This is a genomic window from Phycicoccus ginsengisoli (genome assembly GCF_054779295.1).
In genome coordinates this window covers 247,924-271,883 of record NZ_BAAGYN010000003.1, presented here as the reverse complement: position 1 = coordinate 271,883, position 23,960 = coordinate 247,924, and the positions used below count along the sequence as shown (strand labels likewise).

General features: G+C 72.4%; 25 protein-coding genes and 1 tRNA gene. 13 read left to right on the top strand and 13 right to left on the bottom strand.

All coding sequences use genetic code 11. The features are described 5' to 3' along the window. Nucleotides 1–85: 85 nt before the first annotated feature. The 4 genes from ACYVDO_RS06415 to ACYVDO_RS06400 form a co-directional block, all read right to left on the bottom strand. Nucleotides 86–487, bottom strand: coding sequence for a nitroreductase/quinone reductase family protein (locus ACYVDO_RS06415; protein ID WP_460933911.1), 402 nt, complete (start codon nucleotides 485–487; stop codon nucleotides 86–88). Further along, complete coding sequence (locus ACYVDO_RS06410) at nucleotides 487–1,272, bottom strand: DUF4386 family protein (protein ID WP_460933909.1); 786 nt, start codon at nucleotides 1,270–1,272, stop codon at nucleotides 487–489. Before ACYVDO_RS06410 ends, ACYVDO_RS06415 begins: the two co-directional genes overlap by 1 nt. A 200-nt stretch (nucleotides 1,273–1,472) precedes the next feature. Beyond that, nucleotides 1,473–2,126 carry a hypothetical protein gene (locus ACYVDO_RS06405; protein WP_460933907.1) on the bottom strand — a complete coding sequence of 218 codons (654 nt, stop codon included), beginning with the start codon at nucleotides 2,124–2,126 and terminating at the stop codon, nucleotides 1,473–1,475. Between the two features lie 176 nt (nucleotides 2,127–2,302). Continuing rightward, nucleotides 2,303–2,677 carry a DUF488 domain-containing protein gene (locus ACYVDO_RS06400; protein WP_460933905.1) on the bottom strand — a complete coding sequence of 125 codons (375 nt, stop codon included), beginning with the start codon at nucleotides 2,675–2,677 and terminating at the stop codon, nucleotides 2,303–2,305. 369 nt (nucleotides 2,678–3,046) lie between these two features. Here ACYVDO_RS06400 and ACYVDO_RS06395 point away from each other — a divergent pair, with 369 nt between their 5' ends. The 3 genes from ACYVDO_RS06395 to ACYVDO_RS06385 all read left to right on the top strand — a co-directional run bounded on the left by ACYVDO_RS06395 (nucleotide 3,047) and on the right by ACYVDO_RS06385 (nucleotide 6,209). Continuing rightward, nucleotides 3,047–4,327 carry a PucR family transcriptional regulator gene (locus tag ACYVDO_RS06395; RefSeq protein ID WP_460933903.1) on the top strand — a complete coding sequence of 427 codons (1,281 nt, stop codon included), beginning with the start codon at nucleotides 3,047–3,049 and terminating at the stop codon, nucleotides 4,325–4,327. A gap of 207 nt (nucleotides 4,328–4,534) precedes the next feature. After that, nucleotides 4,535–4,915, top strand: a complete 381-nt coding sequence (locus tag ACYVDO_RS06390; RefSeq protein ID WP_460933901.1) for a VOC family protein — start codon at nucleotides 4,535–4,537, stop codon at nucleotides 4,913–4,915. Between the two features lie 130 nt (nucleotides 4,916–5,045). Further along, nucleotides 5,046–6,209: a universal stress protein gene (locus ACYVDO_RS06385; RefSeq protein ID WP_460933898.1), complete on the top strand. Its 1,164-nt coding sequence runs from the start codon at nucleotides 5,046–5,048 to the stop codon at nucleotides 6,207–6,209. 82 nt (nucleotides 6,210–6,291) lie between these two features. On the opposite strand, the gene ACYVDO_RS06380 is transcribed toward ACYVDO_RS06385, so the two are convergent. Both ACYVDO_RS06380 and tal read right to left on the bottom strand, forming a co-directional pair. After that, the gene (locus ACYVDO_RS06380) at nucleotides 6,292–6,579 is read right to left on the bottom strand and encodes a hypothetical protein (RefSeq protein ID WP_460933896.1); all 288 of its coding nucleotides are present in this window, start codon (nucleotides 6,577–6,579) and stop codon (nucleotides 6,292–6,294) included. Further along, nucleotides 6,576–7,706, bottom strand: a complete 1,131-nt coding sequence (gene tal / locus ACYVDO_RS06375; protein WP_460933894.1) for a transaldolase — start codon at nucleotides 7,704–7,706, stop codon at nucleotides 6,576–6,578. The genes ACYVDO_RS06380 and tal overlap by 4 nt, the downstream gene beginning before the upstream one ends. A 487-nt stretch (nucleotides 7,707–8,193) precedes the next feature. On the opposite strand from tal, the gene ctaD reads away from it, so the two are divergent. Then, nucleotides 8,194–9,909, top strand: a complete 1,716-nt coding sequence (ctaD, locus tag ACYVDO_RS06370; RefSeq protein WP_460933892.1) for an aa3-type cytochrome oxidase subunit I — start codon at nucleotides 8,194–8,196, stop codon at nucleotides 9,907–9,909. 136 nt (nucleotides 9,910–10,045) lie between these two features. On the opposite strand, the gene ACYVDO_RS06365 is transcribed toward ctaD, so the two are convergent. Next, nucleotides 10,046–10,122: transfer RNA gene (locus ACYVDO_RS06365), tRNA-Pro, on the bottom strand. A gap of 258 nt (nucleotides 10,123–10,380) precedes the next feature. Continuing rightward, nucleotides 10,381–11,397, bottom strand: coding sequence for a metallophosphoesterase (locus ACYVDO_RS06360; RefSeq protein WP_460933890.1), 1,017 nt, complete (start codon nucleotides 11,395–11,397; stop codon nucleotides 10,381–10,383). Between the two features lie 86 nt (nucleotides 11,398–11,483). On the opposite strand from ACYVDO_RS06360, the gene ACYVDO_RS06355 reads away from it, so the two are divergent. Further along, nucleotides 11,484–11,948: a GatB/YqeY domain-containing protein gene (locus ACYVDO_RS06355; RefSeq protein WP_460933888.1), complete on the top strand. Its 465-nt coding sequence runs from the start codon at nucleotides 11,484–11,486 to the stop codon at nucleotides 11,946–11,948. Between the two features lie 75 nt (nucleotides 11,949–12,023). Here the strand turns inward: ACYVDO_RS06355 and ACYVDO_RS06350 are convergent, their stop codons facing one another. Then, on the bottom strand, nucleotides 12,024–14,459 hold the full coding sequence (locus tag ACYVDO_RS06350; RefSeq protein WP_460933886.1) for a transglycosylase domain-containing protein: 2,436 nt from the start codon (nucleotides 14,457–14,459) through the stop codon (nucleotides 12,024–12,026). Nucleotides 14,460–14,687: 228 nt separating this feature from the next. On the opposite strand from ACYVDO_RS06350, the gene ACYVDO_RS06345 reads away from it, so the two are divergent. After that, nucleotides 14,688–15,017, top strand: a complete 330-nt coding sequence (locus ACYVDO_RS06345; RefSeq protein WP_460933884.1) for a WhiB family transcriptional regulator — start codon at nucleotides 14,688–14,690, stop codon at nucleotides 15,015–15,017. Between the two features lie 16 nt (nucleotides 15,018–15,033). Here the strand turns inward: ACYVDO_RS06345 and ACYVDO_RS06340 are convergent, their stop codons facing one another. From ACYVDO_RS06340 to ACYVDO_RS06330, 3 genes are read right to left on the bottom strand one after another with little or no spacing between them, the layout of a single operon-like run. Beyond that, a complete protein-coding gene (locus tag ACYVDO_RS06340) occupies nucleotides 15,034–16,200 on the bottom strand; it encodes an ArsA family ATPase (protein ID WP_460933882.1) in 1,167 nt (388 codons plus the stop codon). A gap of 1 nt (nucleotide 16,201) precedes the next feature. Continuing rightward, complete coding sequence (locus ACYVDO_RS06335) at nucleotides 16,202–17,212, bottom strand: ArsA-related P-loop ATPase (RefSeq protein ID WP_460933880.1); 1,011 nt, start codon at nucleotides 17,210–17,212, stop codon at nucleotides 16,202–16,204. Nucleotides 17,213–17,221: 9 nt separating this feature from the next. After that, nucleotides 17,222–17,986, bottom strand: coding sequence for an alpha/beta hydrolase family protein (locus tag ACYVDO_RS06330; protein ID WP_460933878.1), 765 nt, complete (start codon nucleotides 17,984–17,986; stop codon nucleotides 17,222–17,224). 37 nt (nucleotides 17,987–18,023) lie between these two features. Here ACYVDO_RS06330 and ACYVDO_RS06325 point away from each other — a divergent pair, with 37 nt between their 5' ends. The 4 genes from ACYVDO_RS06325 to ACYVDO_RS06310 all read left to right on the top strand — a co-directional run bounded on the left by ACYVDO_RS06325 (nucleotide 18,024) and on the right by ACYVDO_RS06310 (nucleotide 20,334). Then, entirely contained in the window at nucleotides 18,024–18,182 is a 159-nt protein-coding gene (locus tag ACYVDO_RS06325) for a DUF4177 domain-containing protein (protein ID WP_460933876.1), read from the top strand. A gap of 1 nt (nucleotide 18,183) precedes the next feature. Beyond that, nucleotides 18,184–18,660, top strand: coding sequence for a RidA family protein (locus ACYVDO_RS06320; protein WP_460933874.1), 477 nt, complete (start codon nucleotides 18,184–18,186; stop codon nucleotides 18,658–18,660). Nucleotides 18,661–18,670: 10 nt separating this feature from the next. Then, the gene (locus ACYVDO_RS06315; protein ID WP_460933872.1) at nucleotides 18,671–19,510 is read left to right on the top strand and encodes an NUDIX hydrolase; all 840 of its coding nucleotides are present in this window, start codon (nucleotides 18,671–18,673) and stop codon (nucleotides 19,508–19,510) included. A gap of 101 nt (nucleotides 19,511–19,611) precedes the next feature. Then, on the top strand, nucleotides 19,612–20,334 hold the full coding sequence (locus tag ACYVDO_RS06310) for an MBL fold metallo-hydrolase (RefSeq protein ID WP_460934280.1): 723 nt from the start codon (nucleotides 19,612–19,614) through the stop codon (nucleotides 20,332–20,334). A gap of 12 nt (nucleotides 20,335–20,346) precedes the next feature. Here the strand turns inward: ACYVDO_RS06310 and ACYVDO_RS06305 are convergent, their stop codons facing one another. Further along, nucleotides 20,347–21,024, bottom strand: coding sequence for a Crp/Fnr family transcriptional regulator (locus ACYVDO_RS06305; RefSeq protein WP_460933870.1), 678 nt, complete (start codon nucleotides 21,022–21,024; stop codon nucleotides 20,347–20,349). A 219-nt stretch (nucleotides 21,025–21,243) separates the two neighbouring features. Between ACYVDO_RS06305 and nth the strand changes: the two genes are divergently transcribed. The 3 genes from nth to ACYVDO_RS06290 are packed head-to-tail and all read left to right on the top strand — an operon-like array spanning nucleotide 21,244 to nucleotide 23,942. Continuing rightward, nucleotides 21,244–22,047 (top strand): endonuclease III, encoded by an 804-nt coding sequence (gene nth / locus ACYVDO_RS06300; protein WP_460934279.1) that lies wholly within the window; start codon nucleotides 21,244–21,246, stop codon nucleotides 22,045–22,047. Beyond that, nucleotides 22,044–22,730, top strand: a complete 687-nt coding sequence (locus ACYVDO_RS06295) for an NUDIX hydrolase (protein WP_460933868.1) — start codon at nucleotides 22,044–22,046, stop codon at nucleotides 22,728–22,730. The genes nth and ACYVDO_RS06295 overlap by 4 nt, the downstream gene beginning before the upstream one ends. Further along, a complete protein-coding gene (locus tag ACYVDO_RS06290; RefSeq protein ID WP_460933866.1) occupies nucleotides 22,731–23,942 on the top strand; it encodes a MarP family serine protease in 1,212 nt (403 codons plus the stop codon). Nucleotides 23,943–23,960 lie beyond the last annotated feature (18 nt).

The following is a 23,960-nucleotide window of genomic DNA, read 5'->3' as shown; positions in this document are numbered from 1 at the left end:
ACGACCTGCCACCGTCGCGGGTCGCGGGTCGCGGGTCGCCCGCAGCCTCGCGGCGATCCGGCCTCGCGTGCCTCGCGGGAGCCGGTCAGGAGCCGCCCTCGTGGATCTCGAAGACCGGGTGGTCCCGGGGGTCCGGGAGGACGTCGAAGCACCGCTGCACCGTTCGGCCGGTGGCGCGGCGGTACGCGTCGATGACCCTGCCCCGGTCCGCGACGGCGACCTCATCGGCCCGGACGTGCGCAGGTCCGTGGCGACCGTCCAGCTCCGCCTCGCCGGCGGCCCGGAGGTTGCGGACCCAGTCCGACTCGCCGTACGGCGCCACGAGGTAGCGGTGGCCGTCGACCAGGACCGGGACGACGGGGACGCTCTGGGTCGCGCCGGTGCGACGGCCGCGCACACGCAGCAGCTCCACCCGCCCGACCCGCAGGCGGCCGACCAGTGGGTTCACCACGCGCCTGGTCAGGGCCGGGGGTTTCAGGTACGCCATCAGGACTCCTCGCTGCTCGACGGTGTGGTGGTCGGTGTGGTGGTGCCCTCCCTGCCGAGCCGCAGGAGGCACCAGCCCACGGCTGCCATCCAGGCGAGCAGCAGCACGCCGTACCCGCCGTAGAGCCCCTCGACCACCGTCCTGAGGAGCTCGGCGACGACACCGAGCACGCCGGCCGCGATCCCGAGCCACGCCACCGCACGGGGGAAGACGCCGCGCAGCATCACCAGGGAGACGAGCAGCAGGGCCACGGCCGTGAGCGGCCCCACGACCACGGTCGTGCGGTTCTGGGCGAGGAGGGCCTCGGCCGCCGTGGCGATCGCGGCCCGGCGCGCCGCGTCGGGCGCAGCCGAGTACTCGTCGCTGAGCGCCACCAGCGCAGGGGCGCCGGTCGTCGTGGTGGGGATGGCGAGGGTGAGCGCCCAGGAGAGGACTCCGACGGCCGAGCCGAGCGCCGCGAGGCTGCGGTGCACGTGCTCGAGCGCGGGGTACAGCGCGAGGTAGGTGACCGCTGCGAACGCGCCTGGCACGAGCCACAGCTGCTGCACGACGGCATACGCGATCCGGTGGCTGGCGATGTACGCCAGGGTCCTCGCCCCGCCCTCGGTGGGGGCGGCCGGGATCGTCAGGGTGATGACGGTCGCGGCGAGGAGCAGGGCCACGAACACCCACGCCGACACCCCACCGGCGCCCAGCAGCAGCCTCCACGAGCCGTCGGGCGCCGTGTCGCCGACGACGACGTGGGTCCGGGGGGTGCCTCGTTCCGTCCTCAGCGGTGCGACCACGTCCTCACCGCCTCGGCCCGGCGCCGTCGGATGGGAAGCCTTGTGCGTGAGGACGCCACGGAGTCGACGATGCCTGGCACGTGACCTCCCCTGGTCCATCAGCCCCCCACGCGTCCAGTATCCGGTGGTCACCTCACGGGCGAAGGGACCTTCGACCCGGTGCAGGTTCGCGCGGGGGCGGACCCGGTGACGTCCCCGTGTCAGTGCGTGGGCGTGCCGGCGCCGGACTGGCGCAGCTGCCGCTCGAGGGCATGCATCGCCGTGGGGCGCATCAGCCGGATGAACGGTCCGGCGGCCAGCCAGTAACGCCGGAACCGCCGCCGGCTGTCGTCGTCGGTGAGGACCACCCGGCTCTCCAAGGTCAGGACGCATCCGCTGACGCCGTAGGGGATGACCACGGTGCTCTCCGCCAGCTTGGCGTAGCCGGGCTCGGTGAACGCCGCGAAGGTCGCGGCGGTCACCGGCGGCTCGGGCGGTGAGCCTCCCGTCCCCTTCCACGGCTGGCTGACCGCGCCGTGGACGAGCTCGGTCCCGGGTCGCTCACCCAACGGGATCCAGCCGCGTGCAGGCAGGTCGCGCAACCGGAAGGTCGGTGGCTCCTGGGCGACGTTCTGGCCGTGCCGACGGGCAGCGGTGGCGGCGAGACGGCTGGGCAGGCCGCGGGCCTCCAGCAGCACCCTGGCCAGTGGCAGGCGGAACAGGTCGAGCGTCGTGATCGCCTCGAACACCTCCGCAGGCGGGGCCCGAAACAGCTGGGAGACCGAGATCTCGTGGTCCCAGGCCGGGATGAGCCGGTCGAGGAGGAGCGGCTCGGCGGGCGTCCACTCACCGCTTCGAGTCCCTGGTGTGGTCATCGCTGTCCTTGAGCATGTCGTCGAGAGGCGGTGGCACCGTGGGGCGCTTGCCCGCCTCGCGACAGACTGACGCGAGGTCGTCCGCGACAGCAGTGTCGAAGGTCCCCCACGCAGGAGCCGACGCGGACCTCGGTGCACGAACCGGACGCGGTGCACGCCCACCTGCGCCGGTGGCCTCAGGCGTCCGTGGTGGTGTCGGGCGCGCTCAGGAGGGTCACCAGGACGGCGGCCTGGCTGATGTCGTAGCGCGTCGTGGCGGTCAGGAGGGTCAGCCCCTCGGGGCCGCAGTCGTGGAGGAGCCCACGCAGGTGGGCCAGCGCGGCAGCCGGCTCCGCGACGGTGAGCTCTGCGCGGTAGCGCCGCTCGAACTCCTCGAAGCGGGCCGGTTGGTGTCCGTACCAGGTGCGCAGCTGCGTGGACGGGGCGACCTCCTTGAGCCACTCGTCGATCCGGGCGCGCTCGTGGCTCAGCCCGCGCGGCCAGACCCGGTCCACCAGCACCCGGTACCCGTCGGCCGGGCAAGGCTGGTCGTAGATCCTCTTCAGTCGCACTGGCGGCTTCGGTGGCATGGCGTCCGTCCTCGATGCGTCGGGCCCACCCGAGGTCTCCATCATCAGCCCCTGCCCGTCGAGCAGGTGGAGGCCATCCCCGTGCCGTGTGGCCCACGTGTCCTGTCGTCACACTGCCGTGCCAGGGCCCCGCACCGCACTGTCCCTGACCGGCGAACTCCGCGCCGGGCCGGCTTCCGGCCGGCAGCAACGAGCAGTCCTCCTTGACCCCCTGAAGTGCTGGAGCGGAGCGGGTCGGGGTGGCCGATGGGGGACGGTCCCGGGCCAGGCGCCCCGGACAACTGCTTGCCGACCTCCGGCAACCAGGCGTCTACTGGAGGAGCGTGACATCGCACGAGCGAACGGACGTCCATGAACGACAGCGGCGACTCCCCCGGTGCCCACCGGCGCGCGGGCACGAAGTGGGCAGTGGCCGAGGGCGATGAGTGGCTGAGGTCTGTGGCGAAGGGCGCCAGCCGGGACGCGGGGAACGTCCCCGAGGAGTTCCTCGGTGACTACCTGCCCATGCTCGCCCATGCGGCCACCTTCGGAGAGCGTCCCGCCCGCAGCGACCTGGAGGCGGTGCGCATGTTGGGCAGGCACGCGGCCGAGTCGCGCATCTCGACCGGGCGAGGCGCTCGCCTCTACCTCGCGGCGGCCCGGCGAGTCTGGCTCGAGCTCCCGGCGGTGACGCGTGAACGCGACAACGCCGCCGTGCGGGCCGCGGCCGAAGCCCTCCTGCAGGTGATGGAGGAGGCCGTCGCCACCTTTGCCGAGGGACATGCCGAGGCGGGCCGGGAGATGGTCCGCTGGGAGGAAGCACTTCGCCGCGAGCTCATCGAGGACCTGCTGCGCGGGGACGCCCATCTGAGCGAGCTCGTGGAGCGGGCCGAGCCCTTCGGGCTGGACCTGACCCGCGCCCACCAGGTCGCCCTGGCCCGACCCGGGCAGCGGCCCGCGTCGATCGAGGCCGCCACTCGTTCCCTGGAACGCGTGGTCCTGAGCCGCTTCGGGGACCGGGACGTGCTGGTGACGACGAAGGAGGGTCTGGTGGTCGTCCTCGCCCCTGAGGGGCCCTCGCGAACCACGACGAGGACGGGACGGGCGCCTGGCACGGCGGACTCGCTCGGGACCGTCATCCATGCCGAGCTCAGCCGGCTCAGGCGCACCTCACCGTGGCGTGTCGCCGTGGGGCGAGCCCACCCCGGTGCGTACGGGATCGCGCGCTCCTACGAGGAGGCCAGGGACGGCCTGATCACCGCGACGCGCATGCAGCTGGAGACTCCGGTGGTGGAAGGCCGGGACCTGCTGATCTACCGGGTCCTGTTCCGCGACCAACCGGCGATCGTCGACCTGGTCCACTCGGTGCTGGGTCCCCTGCGCCAGGCACGCGGGGGAGCCCGTCCGCTTCTCGACACCCTGGAGGCCTACTTCGGGTGCGGCGAGGTCAACACGGTGACGGCACAGCGGCTGCATCTGTCCGTGCGGGCGGTCACCTACCGGCTGGACCGAGTCAGGACCTTGACCGCCCACGATCCGGCCGACCCCTCCCAACGGTTCATCCTCAACGCGGCGGTCCTCGGCGCGAAGCTGCTGGGCTGGCCGGAGCAGGAGCTGCCGGGCCCAGGTGCTGCACGGCCTGCCGGGTGGTGACACCACGGCATACCTCGTCGTCGGGGTCGCGTTGCCGCTCATGGGCAACGAACGAGTCCGGAAGTCGACCGACCGCTGACGGTGCCAAGGCTGGCAGGCGGATGCAGCCTTGGGGGAACCGATGGCGGGGGCCGGAGGGGCGACGAACGGACGACGGCACCTGGGAGGGGAGCGGTGGAACGGCTGGTACGACTCGCGTCATCGGTCATGTTCGTGGCACAGCTGGACCGGTCGGTGGAGTTCTACCGCGACGTGTTCACCTGCAGCCTGACCGTCCGGGAGCTGGGTGCCGCCCTCTTGGTCGCACCCGACGGTTTCCAGATGTACCTGGTCGAGAAGGGCGGTAGGGCGGAGCACCCCCTGGCGCACATCGGGCTTCAGTACCTGATGTGGTGCACGGACAGTGCGGAGGCGCTCGACGAGGTCGAAGCCGCCCTGAGGGATCGCGGCGGCCATCCTGCCCGGCACGAGAGCGGCGGAGTCACGTTCGTGCGAGCCCGCGACCCGGACGGCATCGGCGTCGTGATCGCCCATCCGTCTCCCCAACGCCTGCCGCGGTCCGTGATAGCCGGGCGCCTCTACAGCTGATGGCCAGGGACCTCCCGGAGGTCGCCGGTACGCCCACCGCGACCGTTGCCGACGGCCGGCAACCGAACCCGGTCGATCATCACCGCGCACGGGGACTGCGGCCGACAGCCTGAGGGCGGAACCATGAGGCATGGCCGGTCAGACACCGAACCGCCCAAGCGGTCCCGCAGACAAGATCCTCACGGACGCGGCGATGGTGCACCGGAGCGCGCCGGGCCCTCACATCGTGGCCGGCGTCGACGGGTCGCCGGAATCCCTGCGCGCCCTTCGATGGGCCTGGACCCAGGCGCAGCTGATGAATGCCGCGTTGACCGTGGTGACCGCCTGGCGCCAACCGACGCCCTACGCCGACGGCGCCTTGGTCGGGGTCCAGGTCCCCTTCACGGACTGGGGGGAAGCCGCGCGCTCGCAGCTGCACCTCGCCATCGCCGACACGCTGGGCGAGGAGGGACTCAGGAGCGTTGCTGCCCGAGTCATCAGGGGCCGGCCAGCCGGTGTCCTCGCCGAGGTCGCCCAGGACGCCGATCTCCTCGTCCTGGGGTCGCACGGCGACGGCGCGGTCCTCGGAGCGCTGCTGGGCTCAGTCAGCCTCCGCCTCGCCCATCACGCACCCTGCCCCGTGACCCTCGTCCCGTCGCAGCCCGAGACCCCCGCCGTCGACGCGCCTGCCCGCAGGATCGTGGCGGCTGTCGACGGATCGGCATCGTCGCCCTCCGTCCTGAAGTGGGCCTGGGACCAGGGCAGGGCGACCGGCGCCGACCTCGAGGCCGTCATCGTCCGCGGGGGCGCGACCGAGCCGGCCGGCTCGGGGGCCATCGGGGACCCGGGGACCCTCGGGGACTTGGGGGCCATCCCGGACTCGGGGGCCATCCCGGACTCGGGGGCCATCGTGGACTTGGGGACCATCCCGGACTCGGGGACCGTCGCGCCGGGCAGGCGCGGCAGGGCCGACCTCGAGCTCCACCACGCCGTGGTCGATGCACTGGGATACCGAGCGGCGAGGGGCGTGACCGAACGGGTCCTCGAGGGCCCCGTGTTCCCGGCCCTGGTCGCGGCGGCCACCGGAGCGGACATGCTGGTCCTGGGGTCGGGGGGCCACGGCGTCCTCACCGGACTGTTGGGTGGGGCCGTCACCACGCGGTTGTGGGAGCACCCCCCGTGCCCGCTCACCATCACCCCGCGTCCCGGGGCGAGGCGGCGTGCACCGCGCCGCTTCGGCTGGGGCCGCCGCGGCGAACCGAGGTGGACACCCATCTCGGGGGCGGGGAGCGTCGGCGCCGGTGACTCCTGGTGATCGTCCTGTCACCCGATGGCGTCGGGCTCAGGCGCGTCGGGCTCAGGTGCAGAGGGACAGGTCGGGCTCAGGTTCATCGGGCTCAGGTTCTCCGGGACAGGCGGAGCTCCAGCTCGTCGAGGTAGTTGTCGTAGGCGGCCGCGACGTCGTCGAGGTCCAGCTCCTGGGGCAGGTCCGCGGCGAACTGGCGCTCGACCAGGAACTCGGCGGTGGCCTCGACGATCTGCGCCTCCGTGAGCCCACCGAGACCCGGTCGTTGCAGGACGTCGGGGGTCGCCTGGATCAGGATGTCGACCCGTTCCTCGCCCTGGCGGACCCGGACGAGGTAGTCGTGGCCTCCCACTGGTTCGACGTCCAGCTGCGTGGTCATGAGACCTCCAGACGTCGCGCGTGCGCCAGGTCGTGCCCCTCCCGGGCGGCTGCCGTCAGCGCGGCCGACACCTGCGCGAAGGAGCGAGAGAAGCTGGCGACGCCTTGCCGTTCCAGCGTCCGGCCCACGTCCTCCAGGTCGATACCGACCGCCCGCAGGCGGTCCAGGACGTCGGATGCGGCGCCGGCGTCCGTGTCGATGGTTCGCGCGACCGTTCCGAGGATCTCGAACGCCGCGATCGTCGTCTCGGGGAGGGTGGTGACGGTGTCGGGACCGATGAGGTTGTCGGCGTAGAGGGTGGCCGGCCACGCCGGGTTCTTGGTGGAGGTCGACGCCCACAGCGGGCGCTGCGGATGGGCGCCGCGGGCGGCAAGCCGCTCCCACCGCTCGCCCCCGAAGCGCCCCCGGAACAGCTGGTACCCGGCCTTGGCCTGGGCGATACCGGCACAACCACGCAGCGCCCGGGCGGCGTCACCGCCGATGGCCTCCAGCCGTCGGTCGACCTCGGTGTCGACCCGGCTCACGAAGAACGAGGCGACGCTGTGCACCGTGCTGGGGTCGCCTCCTGAGCCCACGAGCAGCTCGAGTCCTGACAGGTAGGCCTCGATGACCTCCTCGTAGCGGGTGAGCGAGAAGATCAGGGTGACGTTGGTGTTGCGTCCCTCGCCGATCATCGTCCGGATCGCCGGTATCCCTGCGGCGGTGGCCGGAATCTTCACGTAGAGGTTCGGCCGGGCGATCCGGAGATGCAGCTCGCGCGCCGCGGCGATCGTGGCGGCCGTGTCGTCGGCCAGGTCCGGTGACACCTCGATCGACACGAATCCGTCGTCGCCGCTGGCGTCGTGGATCGGTCGGAGGACCTCGAGCGCCTCGAGCACGTCGTCCACGGCGAGGTCCCAGTACGCGTCGTCGACCGACCTGCCCCGGGCCATGAGGGCTGCGAACTGCTCGTCGTAGGCGTGAGAACCGAGGATGGCCTTGGCGACGATGGTCGGGTTCGCGGTGACACCCCGTATGCCCTCACCGACCAGGTGCGCGAGGGTGCCGTCGCGCAGATGGGTCCTGGTGAGGTTGTCCAGCCAGGGGCTCTGGCCTTGCTCGTCATAGAGCCTGCGCAGCTTGCTCATCGCGTCTCCGTGGGTCGCACTCCTCGACGTCCGGCAACCCCGTGCCCGTCAGAGCCCTGTCGGTCGCGGGGTCGACCTTGAACGTATTGCTGTGGGCGCCGTGGCGAACAGGAGAGCCGGTGGCAGTCCTGGTGGCGCTCGTGCTGCCGATGTCCGGCAACGGTGCGCGTCTCGCGTGCAGAGTCCGCGGCGCCCCCGAGGCCAGGTCCGCGGCCGCCCCGGGGGGCTGACCCAGTGAGGCGATCCTGTGCGCCGTGTGTCCGTCCCTCGCCGCGGCACGGCCATGCGGACAGGTTGCCCGGCCCCAGCAACATCGAGGGGGCGAAGGTGGCCGGGCGCGACCCTTCCGGCTGGGGCGCCGTCGCATCAGCCTGCTGTCGAGGGTCCCTCCCGGGTCTCGCCCTCGAGGCCCGGCTCCGCAGCTCGAAGGAGCCGCCATGTCCCCAGCACCATGGCCCGGACCACCGAAGGGGGGTGTCTCTCCTCGATGACCACGACCGAGCGCCTGACCGAGCGCACGAGCGAGCGCTCGCGCGAGCCGCGGGTGCGCGACAGCGCGGCGGCACCACCCGGGGCCCGGAAGGGGCGGACGGTCGTCAGGTGGATCACCTCGACCGACCACAAGGTGATCGGCAACCTCTACCTCATCACCTCGTTCACGTGGTTCGTCCTCGGGGGAGTGCTCGCGATGCTGATCCGCGCGGAGCTCCTGGCCCCCGGCCTGCAGATCGTGGACAACCCCGAGCAGTACAACCAGCTGTTCACCATGCACGGCACGATCATGCTGCTGCTGTTCGCGACGCCGCTGTTCGCCGGCTTCGCCAACGCGATCATGCCGTTGCAGCTCGGGGCGCCGGACGTCGCCTTTCCGCGGCTGAACATGCTCGCGTACTGGCTCTACCTGTTCGGCGGTGTGATCGCGGCAGCAGGCTTCCTCACGCCCCAGGGCGCAGCCGCCTTCGGCTGGACCGCCTACGCCCCGCTGTCCGACGTCACCAACAGCCCCGGGCTCGGCGGTGACCTGTGGGTCTTCGGGCTCGCGCTCGCAGGTTTCGGCACGATCCTCGGGTCCGTCAACTTCATCACCACGATCATCTGCCTGCGCGCCCCGGGGATGACGATGTTCCGGATGCCGATCTTCACCTGGAACGTCCTGATCACCTCGATCATGGTCCTCATCGCCTTCCCGGTGCTCGCGGCGGCTCTCCTGGCCCTGGGCGCGGACCGGCGGTTCGGGACGCACGTCTTCGACCCCAGCGGCGGCGGCCCGATGCTGTGGCAGCACCTGTTCTGGTTCTTCGGCCACCCGGAGGTCTACATCATCGCGCTGCCGTTCTTCGGGATCGTCACGGAGGTCATTCCCACGTTCTCGCGCAAGCCGGTCTTCGGCTACAAGACCATGGTGATCGCCACGATCAGCATCGCCGCCCTGTCCACCACCGTCTGGGCCCACCACATGTACGCGACCGGTCAGGTCCTGCTGCCCTTCTTCGCCGTCATGTCGATGCTCATCGCCGTGCCCACGGGCATCAAGTTCTTCAACTGGATCGGGACGATGTGGCGCGGTCAGCTGACCTTCGAGACACCCATGCTGTGGTCCATCGGGTTCATGGTCACCTTCCTGTTCGGTGGCCTCACGGGGATCATCATCGCCAGCCCCGCACTGGACTTCCACGTCACGGACACGTACTTCATCGTGGCCCACTTCCACTACACCGTGTTCGGCACCGTCGTCTTCGCCATGTTCTCGGGGTTCTACTTCTGGTGGCCCAAGCTCACTGGCCGGATGCTCGACGAGCGCCTCGGCAAGGTCCACTTCTGGATGCTCTTCGTCGGCTTCCAGACCACGTTCCTCATCCAGCACCTGCTCGGCATGGAGGGTATGCCGCGTCGCTATGCGGACTACCTTCCCGCGGACGGCTTCCAGACGTTCAACGTGATCTCGTCGATGGGCGCCTTCCTCCTCGGGGCCTCGACCCTCCCGTTCCTCTACAACGTCTGGAGGACCTGGCGCCGGGCGCCGCTGGTGGGGGTCGACGACCCGTGGGGCCATGCGGGTTCGCTCGAGTGGGCGACGTCCTGTCCTCCGCCACGGCACAACTTCGACTCGATCCCGCGCATCCGCTCAGAGCGGCCGGCGTTCGACCTGCACCACCCCGGTCCTCACCACCCGACGGCCCCCGCCCCGACCCGGGAACGCTGAAGGTCCAGGGAGCGGCCGGATGGCGTTCGGATCCGTGGGGACGCCCGGTCGTCAGAGTCCCTCACCGGTCACTTCAGTGACGAGGAAGGCCCTCCCCGGCTGGTGCGGTGGAGGGCCTGTGACCTGCTGTGATGTGTGGTCGGGGTGACAGGATTTGAACCTGCGACCTCTTCGTCCCGAACGAAGCGCGCTACCAAGCTGCGCCACACCCCGTGGCAATCGCCACCCCGAACCGGAGTCCGGAAGCAGCGACAGTGAAGGATAGCCCACCTCCGGTTCCGGCTCCCAATCGGTATGCCGCGCGGCCGGGGACGGCTCGCACGCGGGCCGGGCCCCCGGTCGGGAGAGGGGGGCAGCCCCTGCCAGGGTCGCGTGCTGCCGGATCCGGCACGAATCGCCCCTTCACCGGGCCGGCCGGGGCGGCCGGTGGCGGAACCGGCACGAATCGCCCTGCGCGCGACCGCGAGCGGGTCAGGCTGCGGGATCTGCCGCGACCAGGGTGAGCAGGGTCGCCTCCGGCCGGCAGGCGAACCGCACGGGCGCGTACGGCGACGTGCCCAGCCCGGCCGACACGTGCAGCCAGGCCGCATCGCCCGGCACGTCCCACTGCGACCCGTCGTCCCCACGCAGGCGGTCCTCGCGCCAGCGGTCGAGCTTCTGGCGCCACTGGGACCGGCCGGCATACGGCGCACCCGCACCGGGCCACCACCGCGACAGGCCCTTGGCGCGGTCGGTGGGCAGGTCGCAGTTGGTCACGAGCGCGCCGTACCACGGCACCGCGAGCTGGCCACCGTGCGTGTGGCCGGCCACCACCAGGCGCGCGCCGTCGGCCACCATCGGGTCGAGGACCCGCTGGTACGGCGCGTGCGTCACGCCCACGGTCAGCGCCGCCGAGGGGGACGCAGGACCGGACACGGCGGCATACCGGTCCGCGCGGATGTGCGCGTCGCCCGTGCCCACGAGCTCGAGCTCCTGGCCGGCCACGGTCATGGTCGTGCGGACGTTGTCGAGGTCGACCCAGCCGCCTGCGACGAGCCCCTCGCGCAGGTCCTCGGTGGGGAGCCGGACCCGGCCGGGGGGAGCCTCCGCGTGCCGCCGGGTGAGGTAGCGCGCGGGGTTCTTGGCCGTCGGCGCGAAGTAGTCGTTCGAGCCCATGACGAAGGCGCCGGGGAACGCGAACAGCGGCTGGAGCGCGTGCAGCACCCCCGGCACGGCGTCGAGGGCGGCCAGGTTGTCGCCGGTGTCGAGCACGAGGTCGGGTGCGAGGGTGGCCAGCCCACGCACCCACTCGATCCGGGCCCGCTGGCGCGGCACGAGGTGCAGGTCGGAGACCTGCAGCACCCGGATCGGCGCCGCCCCCTCGGGCAGCACCGGGACGGTGTAGCGCCGCAGCACGAACCAGCTCCGCTCGACGAGGGCGGCGTACGCCACCGCGCCGGCTCCGAGCGCGACGGCGCCGCCCATCGTCGTTCCCACGGTCCGCTTCATCGCCTGCCATCCTCGCAAATGTCGCCCGGGCCCGCTCGGACACCCGCGCGCCGACGCCTGCGACAGGTGCCTGCGACACTGGGCCCATGACCGACAAGAGCCTCAAGGCCACCGTGCAGGACGACCTCACCAGCGCCATCCGCGGCCGCGACCAGGTCCGCGCCGGCACCCTGCGCCTGGCCCTGACCGCCATCACGAACGAGGAAGTCTCCGGCACCTCCGCCCGTGAGCTCAGCGACGACGAGGTGCTCAAGGTCCTGGCCAAGGAGGCCAAGAAGCGCAAGGAGGCGGCCGCCGCCTACACCGACGCGCGCCGGCCCGAGCTCGCCGCCAAGGAGGAGGCCGAGTACGCCGTCCTCGAGGCCTACCTGCCCGCGCAGCTCTCCGACGGCGAGCTCGAGGCGATCGTCGCCGCGGCGGTGGAGGAGACCGGGGCCACCGGTATGCCGCAGATGGGCCAGGTCATGAAGGTCGCCCAGGCGCAGGTCGCCGGGCGAGCCGACGGGGGCCGGGTGGCTGCGGTCGTGAAGGCCGCCCTGTCCGGTCGCTGACCCGCCGCCGGGAACAGCAGAGGGGCTCCCCACCAACTGGTGGGGAGCCCCTCTGTCGCTCGGCCAGGGACCGGCTCAGTGCGGCTTGCCGGGTCCCGTCTTCTTGGGCTTGGGGGTGTTGGTCGTTGGCGGCGGGCTCGAGGAGCTCGGCGGCGCCTGGGCCTGGCCGCTGGACAGGTAGAGCCCGATCGTCGTGCCCTTGGTCGCGGTGCCGCTGGGGTTGGTGTAGACGACGAGTCCCTGCTGCAGGCCGCTGCTCGTGCTCCCGGCCACCTGCGCGCTGAACCCGGCACCCTGCAGGGTCGCGATCGCCTGCGACACCGTCATCCCGCTGACGTAGGGGATGGCGACCTTGTCGCCGTTGAGCACCTTGCTGCTCGCCTCGCCGAAGTCGCGGTCCGGCAGCCCGGACGAGGCGGCGTCGACGATGCCCTTCCAGATCGGGGCGGCGATGTCGCCACCGAACACGCCCTTGTACCACTGGCCGGCCAGGGTGATGCCGTTCATGCCCTTCTGCGACCACGGGGTGCCCACCCACACGGCCGCCGCGCGCTGGGCGGTGTAGCCGACGAACCAGGACTCCACGTGGTCGTCGGTGGTGCCCGTCTTGCCGGCCGCCGGCCGCGACCCGAGGGACGCGGCGGTGCCGGTGCCGTTCTTGATGACGCCCTTGAGCAGCTCCGTGGCGCCCTTGGCCACGTCGGCGTCGATGGCCTGGGAGCACGTGGTCTTGCCGATCTTGACGGCCTTCCGGTCCGGCGTCGTGATCGACAGGATCGGGTTGGGCGGGCAGTACTTGCCGTTGTTGGCGAGGATCGCGTACGAGCTGGCCAGCGTCATGGGGGTGACGTCACCGGTGCCGAGCACGGACGAGGGGTTGCAGCCGATCTTGCTGCCGTCGCCCTGCAGCAGGTGCATCTTCGTCATCGTGTCGCGCACCTTGGGCGTGCCGAGCTTGAGCATCAGGGAGGCGAAGGCCGTGTTGATGGAGTCGGCGGTGGCCTTGCGGAACGGGATCGGCTTGCCGCCGACCGGGTAGTCGTTGCGGACGTTCCAGTCCAGGAGCGAGCCGCACGCGCCCTGCTCCTGCGGGGTGTACGTGGCCGCCTGGTGGGGGGTGGCGTACTTGGACGGGATCGTGCCGTTGACCGAGATCCCCGTCTCGAGGGCCCGGACGATGGCGTACATCTTGGCCGTCGAGCCGAACTGGAACCCCGTGGTGCCGCCGTACCTCGTGTCGACGTTCCAGTTGACCTGGGTGTAGCCGTAGGCCGTCTGCTGCTTCTGGGTCGTGGGGTAGCTCGAGTTCTGCACCATCGCGATGACCCGGCCGGTGCTGGGCTCGATCACGGTCGCAGCGGCCCCGACCATGCGCGAGATCTCCGCCTTGGTCTTGTCGGAGGGGTCCTTGCGCATCGCCTTGTTGCCCTTCGGAACCTTGGCGGTCAGGTCGAGCAGCGCCGCCTTCTGCACGGTCGGGTCGAGGGTCGTCTGGATGGTCAGGCCGCCCTGGGTGATGTTCTTGACCCGCTCCGGCACGGTCTTGCCGAGGGCGTCGAGGTTGTGGTTGTTGGTGTCCTTGAGGTACGCCATCACGTAGTTGCAGAAGTAGGGCTCGCTCGAGGCCGCACAGTTGCTGAGCGGGTCCTTCTTCTTGAGCATCTTCGTCAGCGGGATGGCCTTGGCGGCCTTCCAGTCCTTGTCGTTGATGATGCCGAGCTCGTGCATGCGGTCCAGGACGACGTTGCGCCGGGCCTGGGCCCGCTCCGGCGGGTTGTTGAACGGGTCGGTGCGGCTCGGGTTCTGCACCAGCCCGGCCAGGGTGGCGGCCTGGGCCAGGTTGAGCTTGCTGGCCGGCACCGAGAAGTAGTGCTGGGCCGCCGCCTCGATGCCGTAGGCGAGGTCGCCGTAGTAGGCCAGGTTGAGGTACCCCTCCAGGATCTGGTCCTTGGTCATCTCCTTCTCGAGGGTGACCGCGTACTTGATCTCCTGGATCTTGCGGGCGGCGCTGACCCGGACCGCGGCGTCGGCGGCCGCCTTGTCGTTGTTCTTGAGCGCGTTCTCCTGCAGCGTCAGCTTGACGTACTGCTGGGTCAGCGTGGAGGCGCCCTGGACGTCGTGGCCCTGGAAGTTGGACACGGCCGCGCGGGTGATGCCGCGCGGGTCGACGCCGCCGTGCTCGTAGAACCGGCTGTCCTCGATCGCGATCTGGGCCTTGCGCATGATCGGCGCCACCTGGTCCAGCCGGACGATGATGCGGTTCTCCTCCTGGGGGGTCGCGAGCACCTTGCCGCGGGCGTCCACGATCCTGGACTGCTGCGACAGCGGGGAGGTGGTGAACTCGCTCGGCAGGTCGTCGAAGGCCTTGACCCCGGCGGTGGCGACACTGCCCGTCGCGCCGACGGCAGGGATGAGCAGTCCGGCCGCCAGCAGACCCATGACCAGCGCCGTGGCGACGAAGGCTCCGAGCAGGCTGACGACGTTCCCGAGGTTGGCGGCGCGTCCAGGCATGGACCAAGGGTAACTGCCGATTCGTCCCGGTCCGGGCCTGCGCAGGCGAATGGGCTGGTCAGGACCACGAAACGCAATGGCTCGCAATGACTAGTCCCTTTGGTCATCGCAGAACTACACGAATGGACCATGTGCGAAAACCGCCCGATTTCCTATCGTTTTCGAAACGTCGACGATGACGGCAGACGCAGGAAAACGCGTCTGGAGCGCAGCTGGAGGGGCACCAGGATGACCATCGCACCGGAGCAGGACATGCGGCAGCGTCCCCACGCTTCCACGTGGGTCGACGACTGGGCACCGCTGGGCGCCTGCTCCAAGTCCGACCCCGACGCCCTCTTCGTCCAGGGCGCGGCTCAGCAGAGTGCCAAGCTCGTCTGCCAGCGCTGCCCGGTCATCGCCGAGTGCCTCGCGGACGCCCTCGACAACCGCACCGAGTTCGGCGTGTGGGGCGGCATGACCGAGCGCGAGCGCCGGGCGCTGCTCAAGCGCCGGCCGAACATCACCTCGTGGGCGGCGCTGTTCGCCCAGCACCGCTCGACCCAGATCGAGACCGCCTGAGGCGTCCCCGCGGGCCTCAGCCTGCGGTGAGGGCCGAGCCCATCGACCGCAGTCCGTCCAGGTCGTGGATGTCGCCCCCGCTCGCCGGGACCTCCACGACGGGTATGCCGGGGTGTCCGGCGGTGAACCGCCGCACCAGCCGCTCCTGCCGCTCGGCCGTCTCGGCGAGGTCGGCGTGCAGCCGCAGCAGGTCCTCGGTCACCTCGGCGCTCGCCGACGGCTGGCCCACGGCCGAGAGCTGCTCGATCGCGGCCCGGGCCTGTGGCGCGGAGATCGGCGCGGCGACCCGCTGGATCCGGTTCACGACCAGGCCGGCGAGCGGCATGTCCTCCTCCTCCAGGCGACCGGCGAAGAAGGACGCCTCGCGCAGCGCGTCGCGCTCCGGGGCGGCCACCACGACGAAGGCGGTCTCCGGCTGGCCCAGCAGCGCGTAGGTCTGGTCCGCGCGCTCCCTGAACCCGCCGAACATCGTGTCGAGCGCGGCGACGAACGTCTGCACGTCCTGCAGCAGCTGGCCGCCGAGCAGCCGGGACATCGTGGTCGTGACCATGCCGACGCCCATGCTGAAGACCTTGAGACCGGCCCGCCCTCCGGCCTTGGCCGGGCTCGAGATCAGCCGGATGAAGCGGCCGTCGAGGAAGGAGCCGAGGCGTTTGGGTGCGTCGAGGAAGTCGAGGGCCGAGCGCGAGGGCGGGGTGTCGACGATGACGAGGTCCCAGCGGCCGTCGCGGTCGGCCTGCGCCCGCAGCTGGCCGAGCTTCTCCATCGCCATGTACTCCTGCGTGCCGGCGAAGGAGCTCGAGACCGCCTGGTAGAAGGGGTTGGCGAGGATCTGGGCGGCCTTCTCGGGGGTCGCGTGCTGCTCGACCACCTCGTCGAAGGTGCGCTTCATGTCGAGCATCATCGCGTCGAGCGACCCGCCCGTGGCGGTGTCGACTCCGGACACCGGCCGCGGGGTGTTGTCGAGCTCGCTCAGCCCCAGCGACTGGGCGAGCCGGCGCGCGGGGTCGATGGTCAGGACGACGACGCGACGGCCGTGCTCGGCCGCCCACAGGCCCAGGGCTGCGGCGGTCGTGGTCTTGCCGACCCCGCCGGCGCCGCAGCACACGACGATCCGGGTGGCGGGGTCGGTGACCAGGGCGGCGACGTCGAAGACCGGTGTCCGGGTGTCGGCGGCGGCCACCTCAGACCAGCCCCTGCGCCGCAGCCGCGTCCGCGAGCTGGCTGATGCCGCCGGCCTCGACGCCCTCCGGCAGGTAGGGCAGGCGCGCCACGAGGCGGCCCTGCCCCTGCACGACCTCCGCGAGCCGGCTCTCGAGGTCGAGCCGGTCGCGGTACTCGCGGGCCTCGGCGACCAGGGCGGTCGAGGTGCCGTTGGTGACGGCCACCCCCGCGGCCTTGAGGTCGGCGGCGACCCCGGCGGTCGGGCGGGCCCGGTCGAGGGCTCGCAGGGTGGCCTCGGACAGCAGCGGGTCGCGGACCTGGTTGACCACGATCGCGCCGAGCGGCAGTGACGCCGCGCGCAGCTCGTCGAGGGCGTCGACCGTCTCCTGGACCGGCATCTCCTCCAGCAGGGTGACGACGTGCACGGCGGTCGTGTGGCTGCGCACCATCCGCGTGATCGAGTCGGCCTGGCTGCGGATGGGGCCCACGCGGGCGACGTCGGCGACCTCGGCGTTGACGTTGAGGAAGCGCACGACCCGGCCCGTCGGCGGGGCGTCGAGCACGACGGCGTCGTAGGCGAGCTCACCCGCCGGTCGCCCGGAGCGGGTGTCGCGGTGGCCCGCACGACGGCCGGCTGCCTCGTAGACCTTGCCGATGAGCAGGACGTCGCGGACCCCGGGCGCGATCGTCGTGGCGAAGTCGATGGCGCCGAACTTCTCCAGCACCGACCCGGCTCGGCCCGCCTTGTAGAACTTCTGGAGGTACTCCAGCAGCGACTCCTTGGCGTCCACCGACAGGCCCCACACCTCCCCGCCGCTGGGGTCGTGCAGGATGCGCGTCTCGGTGTGCCCGAGCGGCGGCACGTCGAACGTCTGGGAGATGCCCTGCCGGCCCTCCACCTCGGCGACCAGCACCCGCCGCCCCTGCCGGGCCAGCGCCACCGCCATGGCGGACGCCACCGTCGTCTTCCCCGTCCCGCCCTTGCCGGTGACGACGTGCAGGCGCACGTGGGACAGGTCGGGATGGGCCATGCGGCAAGCCTAGGAGGCGAGCAGGTCCACTGCAGCGAGCACCTCGGCGAACGCGGGGTTCTCGGGGTCGATGAGCCCGAAGTGGCCGCCGCCGGCCACCGGGTGCAGCCGCACCGCCGGGCCGTGGTGCGTCGCGGCATACCGCTCGCTGAGCTCGAACGGCACGACGTCGTCGTCGCGGGCGTGGAGGAGCTGGACGGGGAGGTTCGGGGCGAGCTGCACGGGGTCCGCTGCGGCGTACGCCTCGGGGACCTGCTCCGGGGTGCCGCCGAGGAACGCCTCGATCGCGCCGTCACCGACCCCGGTCGCCTGCCCGTGGGCGAGGTCGAGGACGCCGGCGAGGCTCACGACACCTCGCAGGCCGTGGGCCCACGGCTGGGCGGCGGCCCAGGCGGCGAGCTGGCCACCGGCGGAGTGCCCGACGAGGACGGCCGGAGAGGTGCCCACCTGCGGGTCGCGGCGGACCGCAGCCAGCGCGTCGCGCACGTCCTCGGCGGTGCCGGGCCAGCCGCCTCCCGGCATGGCGGTGCGGCGGTACTCGACGACGGCGGTCGGGTAGCCGGCGTCGCCGAAGGCCTGCGCCTGGGGGCCGGCGTGGGCCCGGTCGTACCCGGCCCGCCAGAAGCCGCCGTGCACGACGACGACGGTCAGGGTCCGGGTCGCGCGGGACGGGAGCCTGACGTCGTACACCTGCTCGGCGTGCTCGCCGTAGGCGGTGGTGCGGGCCGGCGGGGCGGCCCGTTCGTCGAGCACCTCGATGGGGTCACGGGCCATGGCGACCATCCTGCCAGCGGTGGCTAGGCTGCGAGGCATGAGCCAGAGCAAGTGGGAGTACGCGACCGTGCCGCTGATCGTGCACGCGACCAAGCAGATCCTCGACCAGTGGGGCGAGGACGGCTGGGAGCTCGTGCAGGTCCTGTCCGGTGACGGTGGCAACCTCGTCGCCTACCTGAAGCGGGAGAAGGCCTGACATGAGTGCTGTCGAAGACCGCCTGGCCGAGCTCGGCCTGTCCGTCCCCGAGGTCGTGCCGCCCGTCGCGGCGTACGTGCCCGCGGTGCAGGACGGCCGTCGCATCTACACCTCCGGCCAGCTGCCGATGCAGTCCGGCGACCTCGTCCAGACGGGCAAGGTCGGCGACGGCCACGGGCTGGTCCCGGCCGAGGACGCGAAGAAGCTCGCCGAGCTGTGCGCCCTCAACGCCATCGCCGCCGTGAAGTCGGTCGTCGGTGACCTCGACAAGGTCGCCCAGGTCGTCAAGGTCGTCGGTTTCGTCGCGTCCGACCCGTCCTTCACCGGCCAGCCCGGCGTCATCAACGGCGCCAGCGAGCTGCTCGGGAAGGCGTTCGGCGACAAGGGGGTCCACGCGCGATCGGCCGTCGGTGTGGCCGTCCTGCCGCTCGACGCCCCGGTCGAGGTCGAGATCGTCGTCGCGCTCGCGGACGACTGACCCGCCCGACGTGCCCACCCGCGAGTTCCCCGTCGCCGACTCGCCGTCGCTGCGTGACCGCGCGGCGCAGTGGCTCGCGGGTGGGGAGGCCGGCGTCGTGGCCGTCCCGAAGAGCGCCGCGACCGTCATGGTCGTGCGTGACGGTGCGGCCGGGGTCGAGGTGTTCATGCTCCGCCGCGTGGCGACGATGGCCTTCGCCCCGCGGATGATGGTCTTCCCCGGCGGCGGCGTCGACCCCCGCGACGCCGAGTCCGACCTGCCCTGGGCCGGCCCCTCGCCGGCCGACTGGGCGTCCCTCCTGCAGGTCGAGGAGGCCACGGCGCGCGAGCTGGTCGCGGCCGCCGTGCGGGAGGTCTTCGAGGAGTGCGGGGTCCTGCTGGCCGGTCCCTCGCCCGACGTGGTGATCGAGGACGTGCGCGGCGAGCACTGGCAGGGGCAGCGGCAGCGGCTGCTGTCCCGCGAGGCGTCGCTGTCCGAGGTGCTGCGCGAGCACGACCTCGTGCTGCGCTCCGACCTGCTCGGCTACCGCGCCCACTGGGTCACCCCGGAGTTCGAGGCCCGGCGCTACGACACCCGCTTCTTCTCCGCGCTGCTGCCGCGGGGGCAGCGGGCCGATGACCTCACGACCGAGGCCGACGTCGCGGACTGGGTGCAGCCGGTGGAGCTGGTCGCTGCCTGGCGGGACGGCGCCGCGCTGATGCTGCCGCCGACCGTCGTCGCGGTCGAGGAGGTCGCGGGCGCGCGGTCGGCCGCCGACTTCGTCGCGGAGCGACCGCGCATCGAGCGGGTGCAGCCGGAGCTGGTCGACACGGGGGACGGCCTGGTCCTGCGGGCGGAGCTGCCCCGGTGAGCCCCACCCCGCAGCCGGCACCGTCGGCCGCGGTCGGCCGGTGGCACGGCGGCCGGGTGACCGAGCGCGCCCTGTGCGTCCTCGCCCCCAACCCCGGGCCGATGACGCTGGACGGCACCAACACCTGGGTGCTGCTGGAGCCGGGGGCCACCGAGGCGGTCGTCATCGACCCCGGGCCGCTGCACGAGGAGCACCTGCGCCGGGTGGTGGCCGAGGTCGAGGCGCGGGGTGCCCGGGTGGCGCAGACCGTGCTCACCCACGGCCACGCCGACCACGCCGAGGGCGCCGAGCGGTTCGCCGAGCTCACCGGCGCTCCCACCCGGGCCGTGGGCCGCGGCCACGACGACCTCTCCGACGGTGACGTCCTCGTCGTCGGTGGCCTGGAGCTGCGGGTCGTCGCCACGCCGGGGCACACCTCCGACTCGCTGTCGTTCGCCCTGCCCGCCGACCACGCCCTGCTCACCGGGGACACCGTCCTCGGCCGCGGCACCACGGTGGTCGCGCACCCCGACGGCGAGCTCGCGGCATACCTCGACTCGCTCGGACGGATCGCCGCGCTCACCGGCGGCGGCGCAGTGACCTCGATCCTCCCCGGGCACGGGCCGGTGGTGCCGGACGCCGCGGCCATGGTCGCGTTCTACCGGGTGCACCGCGCCGAACGGCTCGAGCAGGTGCGCCAGGCCCTCGCCGACGGGGCGGCCCAGGCGCCGGACGTCGTGCAGGCCGTCGTCGAGCGCGTGTATGCCGACGTGCCCCGCGAGGTGTGGCCGGCGGCCGCGCAGAGCGTGGCGGCCCAGCTGGAGTACCTGCGCGCCCGGGGCTGACCCGGCGTCGGGTCAGCGGGCGCGGCGCTTGAGGCGCTCGACGTCGAGCAGGAGCACCGCGCGGGCCTCGAGCCGCAGCCAGCCGCGGGTGGCGAAGTCGGCGAGCGCCTTGTTGACCGTCTCGCGGGAGGCGCCGACCAGCTGGGCGAGCTCCTCCTGGGTGAGGTCGTGCGCCACGAGCACGCCCTCCTCGACCGGGCGGCCGAACCGCGCGGAGAGGTCGAGCAGCGCCTTGGCCACGCGCCCGGGCACGTCGGTGAAGACGAGGTCCGCGAGGTTCTCGTTGGTGCGCCGCAGCCGCTGGGCCAGCGCCGCGAGCAGCACCTTGGCCACGCCGGGGCGGCCCTCGAGGAGGCCGTTGAGGTCCTCGTTGCCGAGGCCGAGCAGCTGGGTCTCGGCGACCGCGGTCGCGGTCATCGTGCGCGGGCCGGGGTCGAAGAGCGAGAGCTCGCCGAACATCTCGCCGGGGCCCAGGATCGCGACGAGGTTCTCGCGGCCGTCGGCCGACCGGCGGCCGAGCTTGATCTTGCCTTCGCGGATCACGTAGAGCCGGTCGCCCTGGTCGCCCTCGTGGAAGAGCACGTCGCCGCGCTCGAGCCGGGTCTGCGACATCGACCGCATGAGGGTCGCCGACGCCTCGTCGTCGAGGGCTGCGAACAGCGGGGCCTTCTTCACCACGTCGTGATCCACGGGCGACAGTGTGCCACGACGGCGACGGCGCGCCACGAGAAGCGCGCTGCGGTGGGGACGTTCGCGTCGTCGGGCGCGGCGAGCCGGCCGCTCGGCAGGGGCGGCGGCCGTCGTCGGGTGCCTGTCAGGCTTCGCCCGTAGGCTGGCCCGGTGCCAGGACCCCGTGCCCGCGACGTCGCGCAGGAGACCCCGCTCGCCCGGACCCGCCGCGCCCGGCGGATGTACAAGGCGCTCCACGAGCGCTACCCGTACGCCCACTGCGAGCTCGACTTCGAGAACCCGCTCCAGCTGCTCGTCGCCACGGTCCTGTCGGCCCAGACGACCGACGTGATGGTCAACAAGGTCACCCCGACCCTGTTCGCGCGCTACCCCGACGCGGCCGCCCTCGCCGGCGCCGACCGCGAGCAGCTCGAGACGCTGCTCAAGCCGACGGGCTTCTTCCGGGCCAAGACGAACTCGGTGATGCGGCTCGCCGCCGACCTCGTCGAGCGCTTCGACGGCGAGGTCCCGCCCCGGATGAAGGACCTCGTCACCCTCCCGGGCGTCGGGCGCAAGACCGCGAACGTGGTGCTGGGCAACGCCTTCGGCATCCCCGGCATCACCGTGGACACCCACTTCGGCCGCCTGGTCCGCCGCTTCGGCTGGACCGCGGAGGAGGACCCCGTCAAGGTCGAGCAGGTCGTGGGCGAGCTCATCCCCCGCAAGGAGTGGACCATGCTCAGCCACGTCCTGATCTTCCACGGCCGCCGCACCTGCCACGCCAAGAAGCCGGCCTGCGGCGCGTGCCCGGTCGCCGCGCTCTGTCCGTCCTACGGCATCGGCGAGGTCGACCCGGTCAAGGCCGAGAAGCTGCTCAAGTTCGAGCTCGCCCCCGGCGCCGCCAACCCGTATGCCGCGGACGTGCCGGGCGTGCCCGCGCCGGACGAGGCGGGGGACAGTGCAGGCGCCGCGGCGGGGGACCGGCCGGCGGCGGGTGAGCAGGCCGGCATACCGGCGGTGGCCGCCGACGTTGCGCAGGCATGAGCCGACCCGCCTGGATCGACCGCGCCCGCGACGCCATCGGCGACGCCGACGCGGGCTTCTTCGAGCGCTTCTCCCCGCCCGAGGAGGGCGGCCGGCAGTCGAGCGTGCTGATCCTCTTCGGGCCGCACGACGCCGGCGGCGAGGACGTGGTGCTCACCCAGCGCGCCCACACCCTGCGCAGCCAGCCCGGTGACATCTCGTTCCCCGGCGGCAAGCGGGAGCCCTCGGACGCCACCCCGGCGGACGCCGCCCTCCGGGAGACCCAGGAGGAGGTCGGCATCGACCCGGCGACGATCGAGGTGGTCGCCGAGCTCCCCGACATCTACCTGTCGCCGCGGCAGTTCGTCGTCACGCCGGTGCTCGGCTGGTGGCGCGAGCCCGGACCGGTCGACGCGATCGACCCGCGCGAGGTGCACCGCGCGGTCCGGGCGCCGTTGTCGCACCTGCTCGACCCGGCCGCGCGCTTCACGGTGACGCACCCCAGCGGCTACCGGGGCCCGGGGTTCGAGTTCGACGGGCTGTTCATCTGGGGGTTCACTGCGGGTTTGCTGTCGGCTGTGCTCGATTTCGGCGGTTTGACCGTTCCGTGGGACCGTAGCCTCGAGCGACCGCTTCCCGACAGCTACCGTCCCGGGGGTCGGCGGGACGCCCTGACCCAGACCGCGACGGAAGGCCGGAGCTAGATGTTCCTCGGACTGACCGTCCTGGACTACGTCCTGATCCTGCTGTTCGCCAGCTACGCCGTCACCGGGTACCGCCAGGGGCTCGTCGTGAGCGTCCTGTCGCTCGCCGGGTTCCTGGCCGGCGGGGCCCTGGCCATGTGGCTCCTGCCGCTGGCGGTGAACCAGTGGTCGGCGCTCGACGCCTCGCCCCTGCTGCGGTCCATCGTGCTGATCGTCGGCGTCTTCATCCTGGCGTCGGTGGGGCAGGCGGTCCTCGTCGCCCTCGGCGGCCAGCTGCGCAAGCGGGTGCGGGTGCGCCCCGCCCAGGCCGTCGACTCCGGGCTGGGGGCGGTGGTCGTCGTGCTGTCGGCCGCGGTGCTCGTCTGGTTCATCGCCGGTGCACTGCGCGGGGGTGCCCCGGCCCCGATCGCCAAGGCCATCGGCGAGTCCCGGGTGCTCGCGACGATCGACCGGGTCGTGCCCCCGCAGACCTCGCGGTTGTTCGCCGGCTTCCGCGAGGTGCTCGACCGCGAGGGCTTCCCCCGCGTGTTCAACGGGCTGCAGAGCGAGCGCATCACGCCGGTCGCGCCGCCCGACCCGGCCGTCGCCCAGACCCCCGGGGTGCGCGAGGCGTCCGCGTCGATCATCAAGATCACCGGCGTGGCGGAGTCCTGCAACCGTGGCCAGGAGGGCAGCGGCTGGGTGGTGGCGCCCGAGCGGGTCGTCACCAACGCCCACGTCGTCGCCGGCCTCTCCCGCGCGACCCTGCGCATCCACGGCACCGGGCGGTCCTACACCGGTCGCGTCGTCCTCTTCGACGCCCGCCGCGACCTCGCCGTCCTCGCCGTCCCCGGCCTGCCGGCCCAGCCGCTGCGCCAGGGGCCGGACCTCGGCCGCGGCGACAGCGGCGTGGTGGCCGGGTTCCCGCTCGACGGTCCGTACCGGCTCGACGCCGCCCGCGTCCGCGAGGTCGTCCAGGCGCGCGGCTCGGACATCTACGGACGCCCCGGCACCAGCCGCGAGGTCTACTCGCTCTACGCGCAGGTGCGGCCGGGCAACTCCGGCGGCCCGCTGCTCAGCACCGACGGCCGGGTCGTCGGGGTCGTCTTCGCGAAGTCGCTCGACGACCCCAGCACCGGTTACGCCCTGACCATGGACGAGGCCCGCCCGGTCCTGGACGCCGCGGCCTCCGCCAGCACGCCGGTCGACACCGGCCCCTGCGTCTCCGGCTGACCGGGCCGCGCTGCCGCC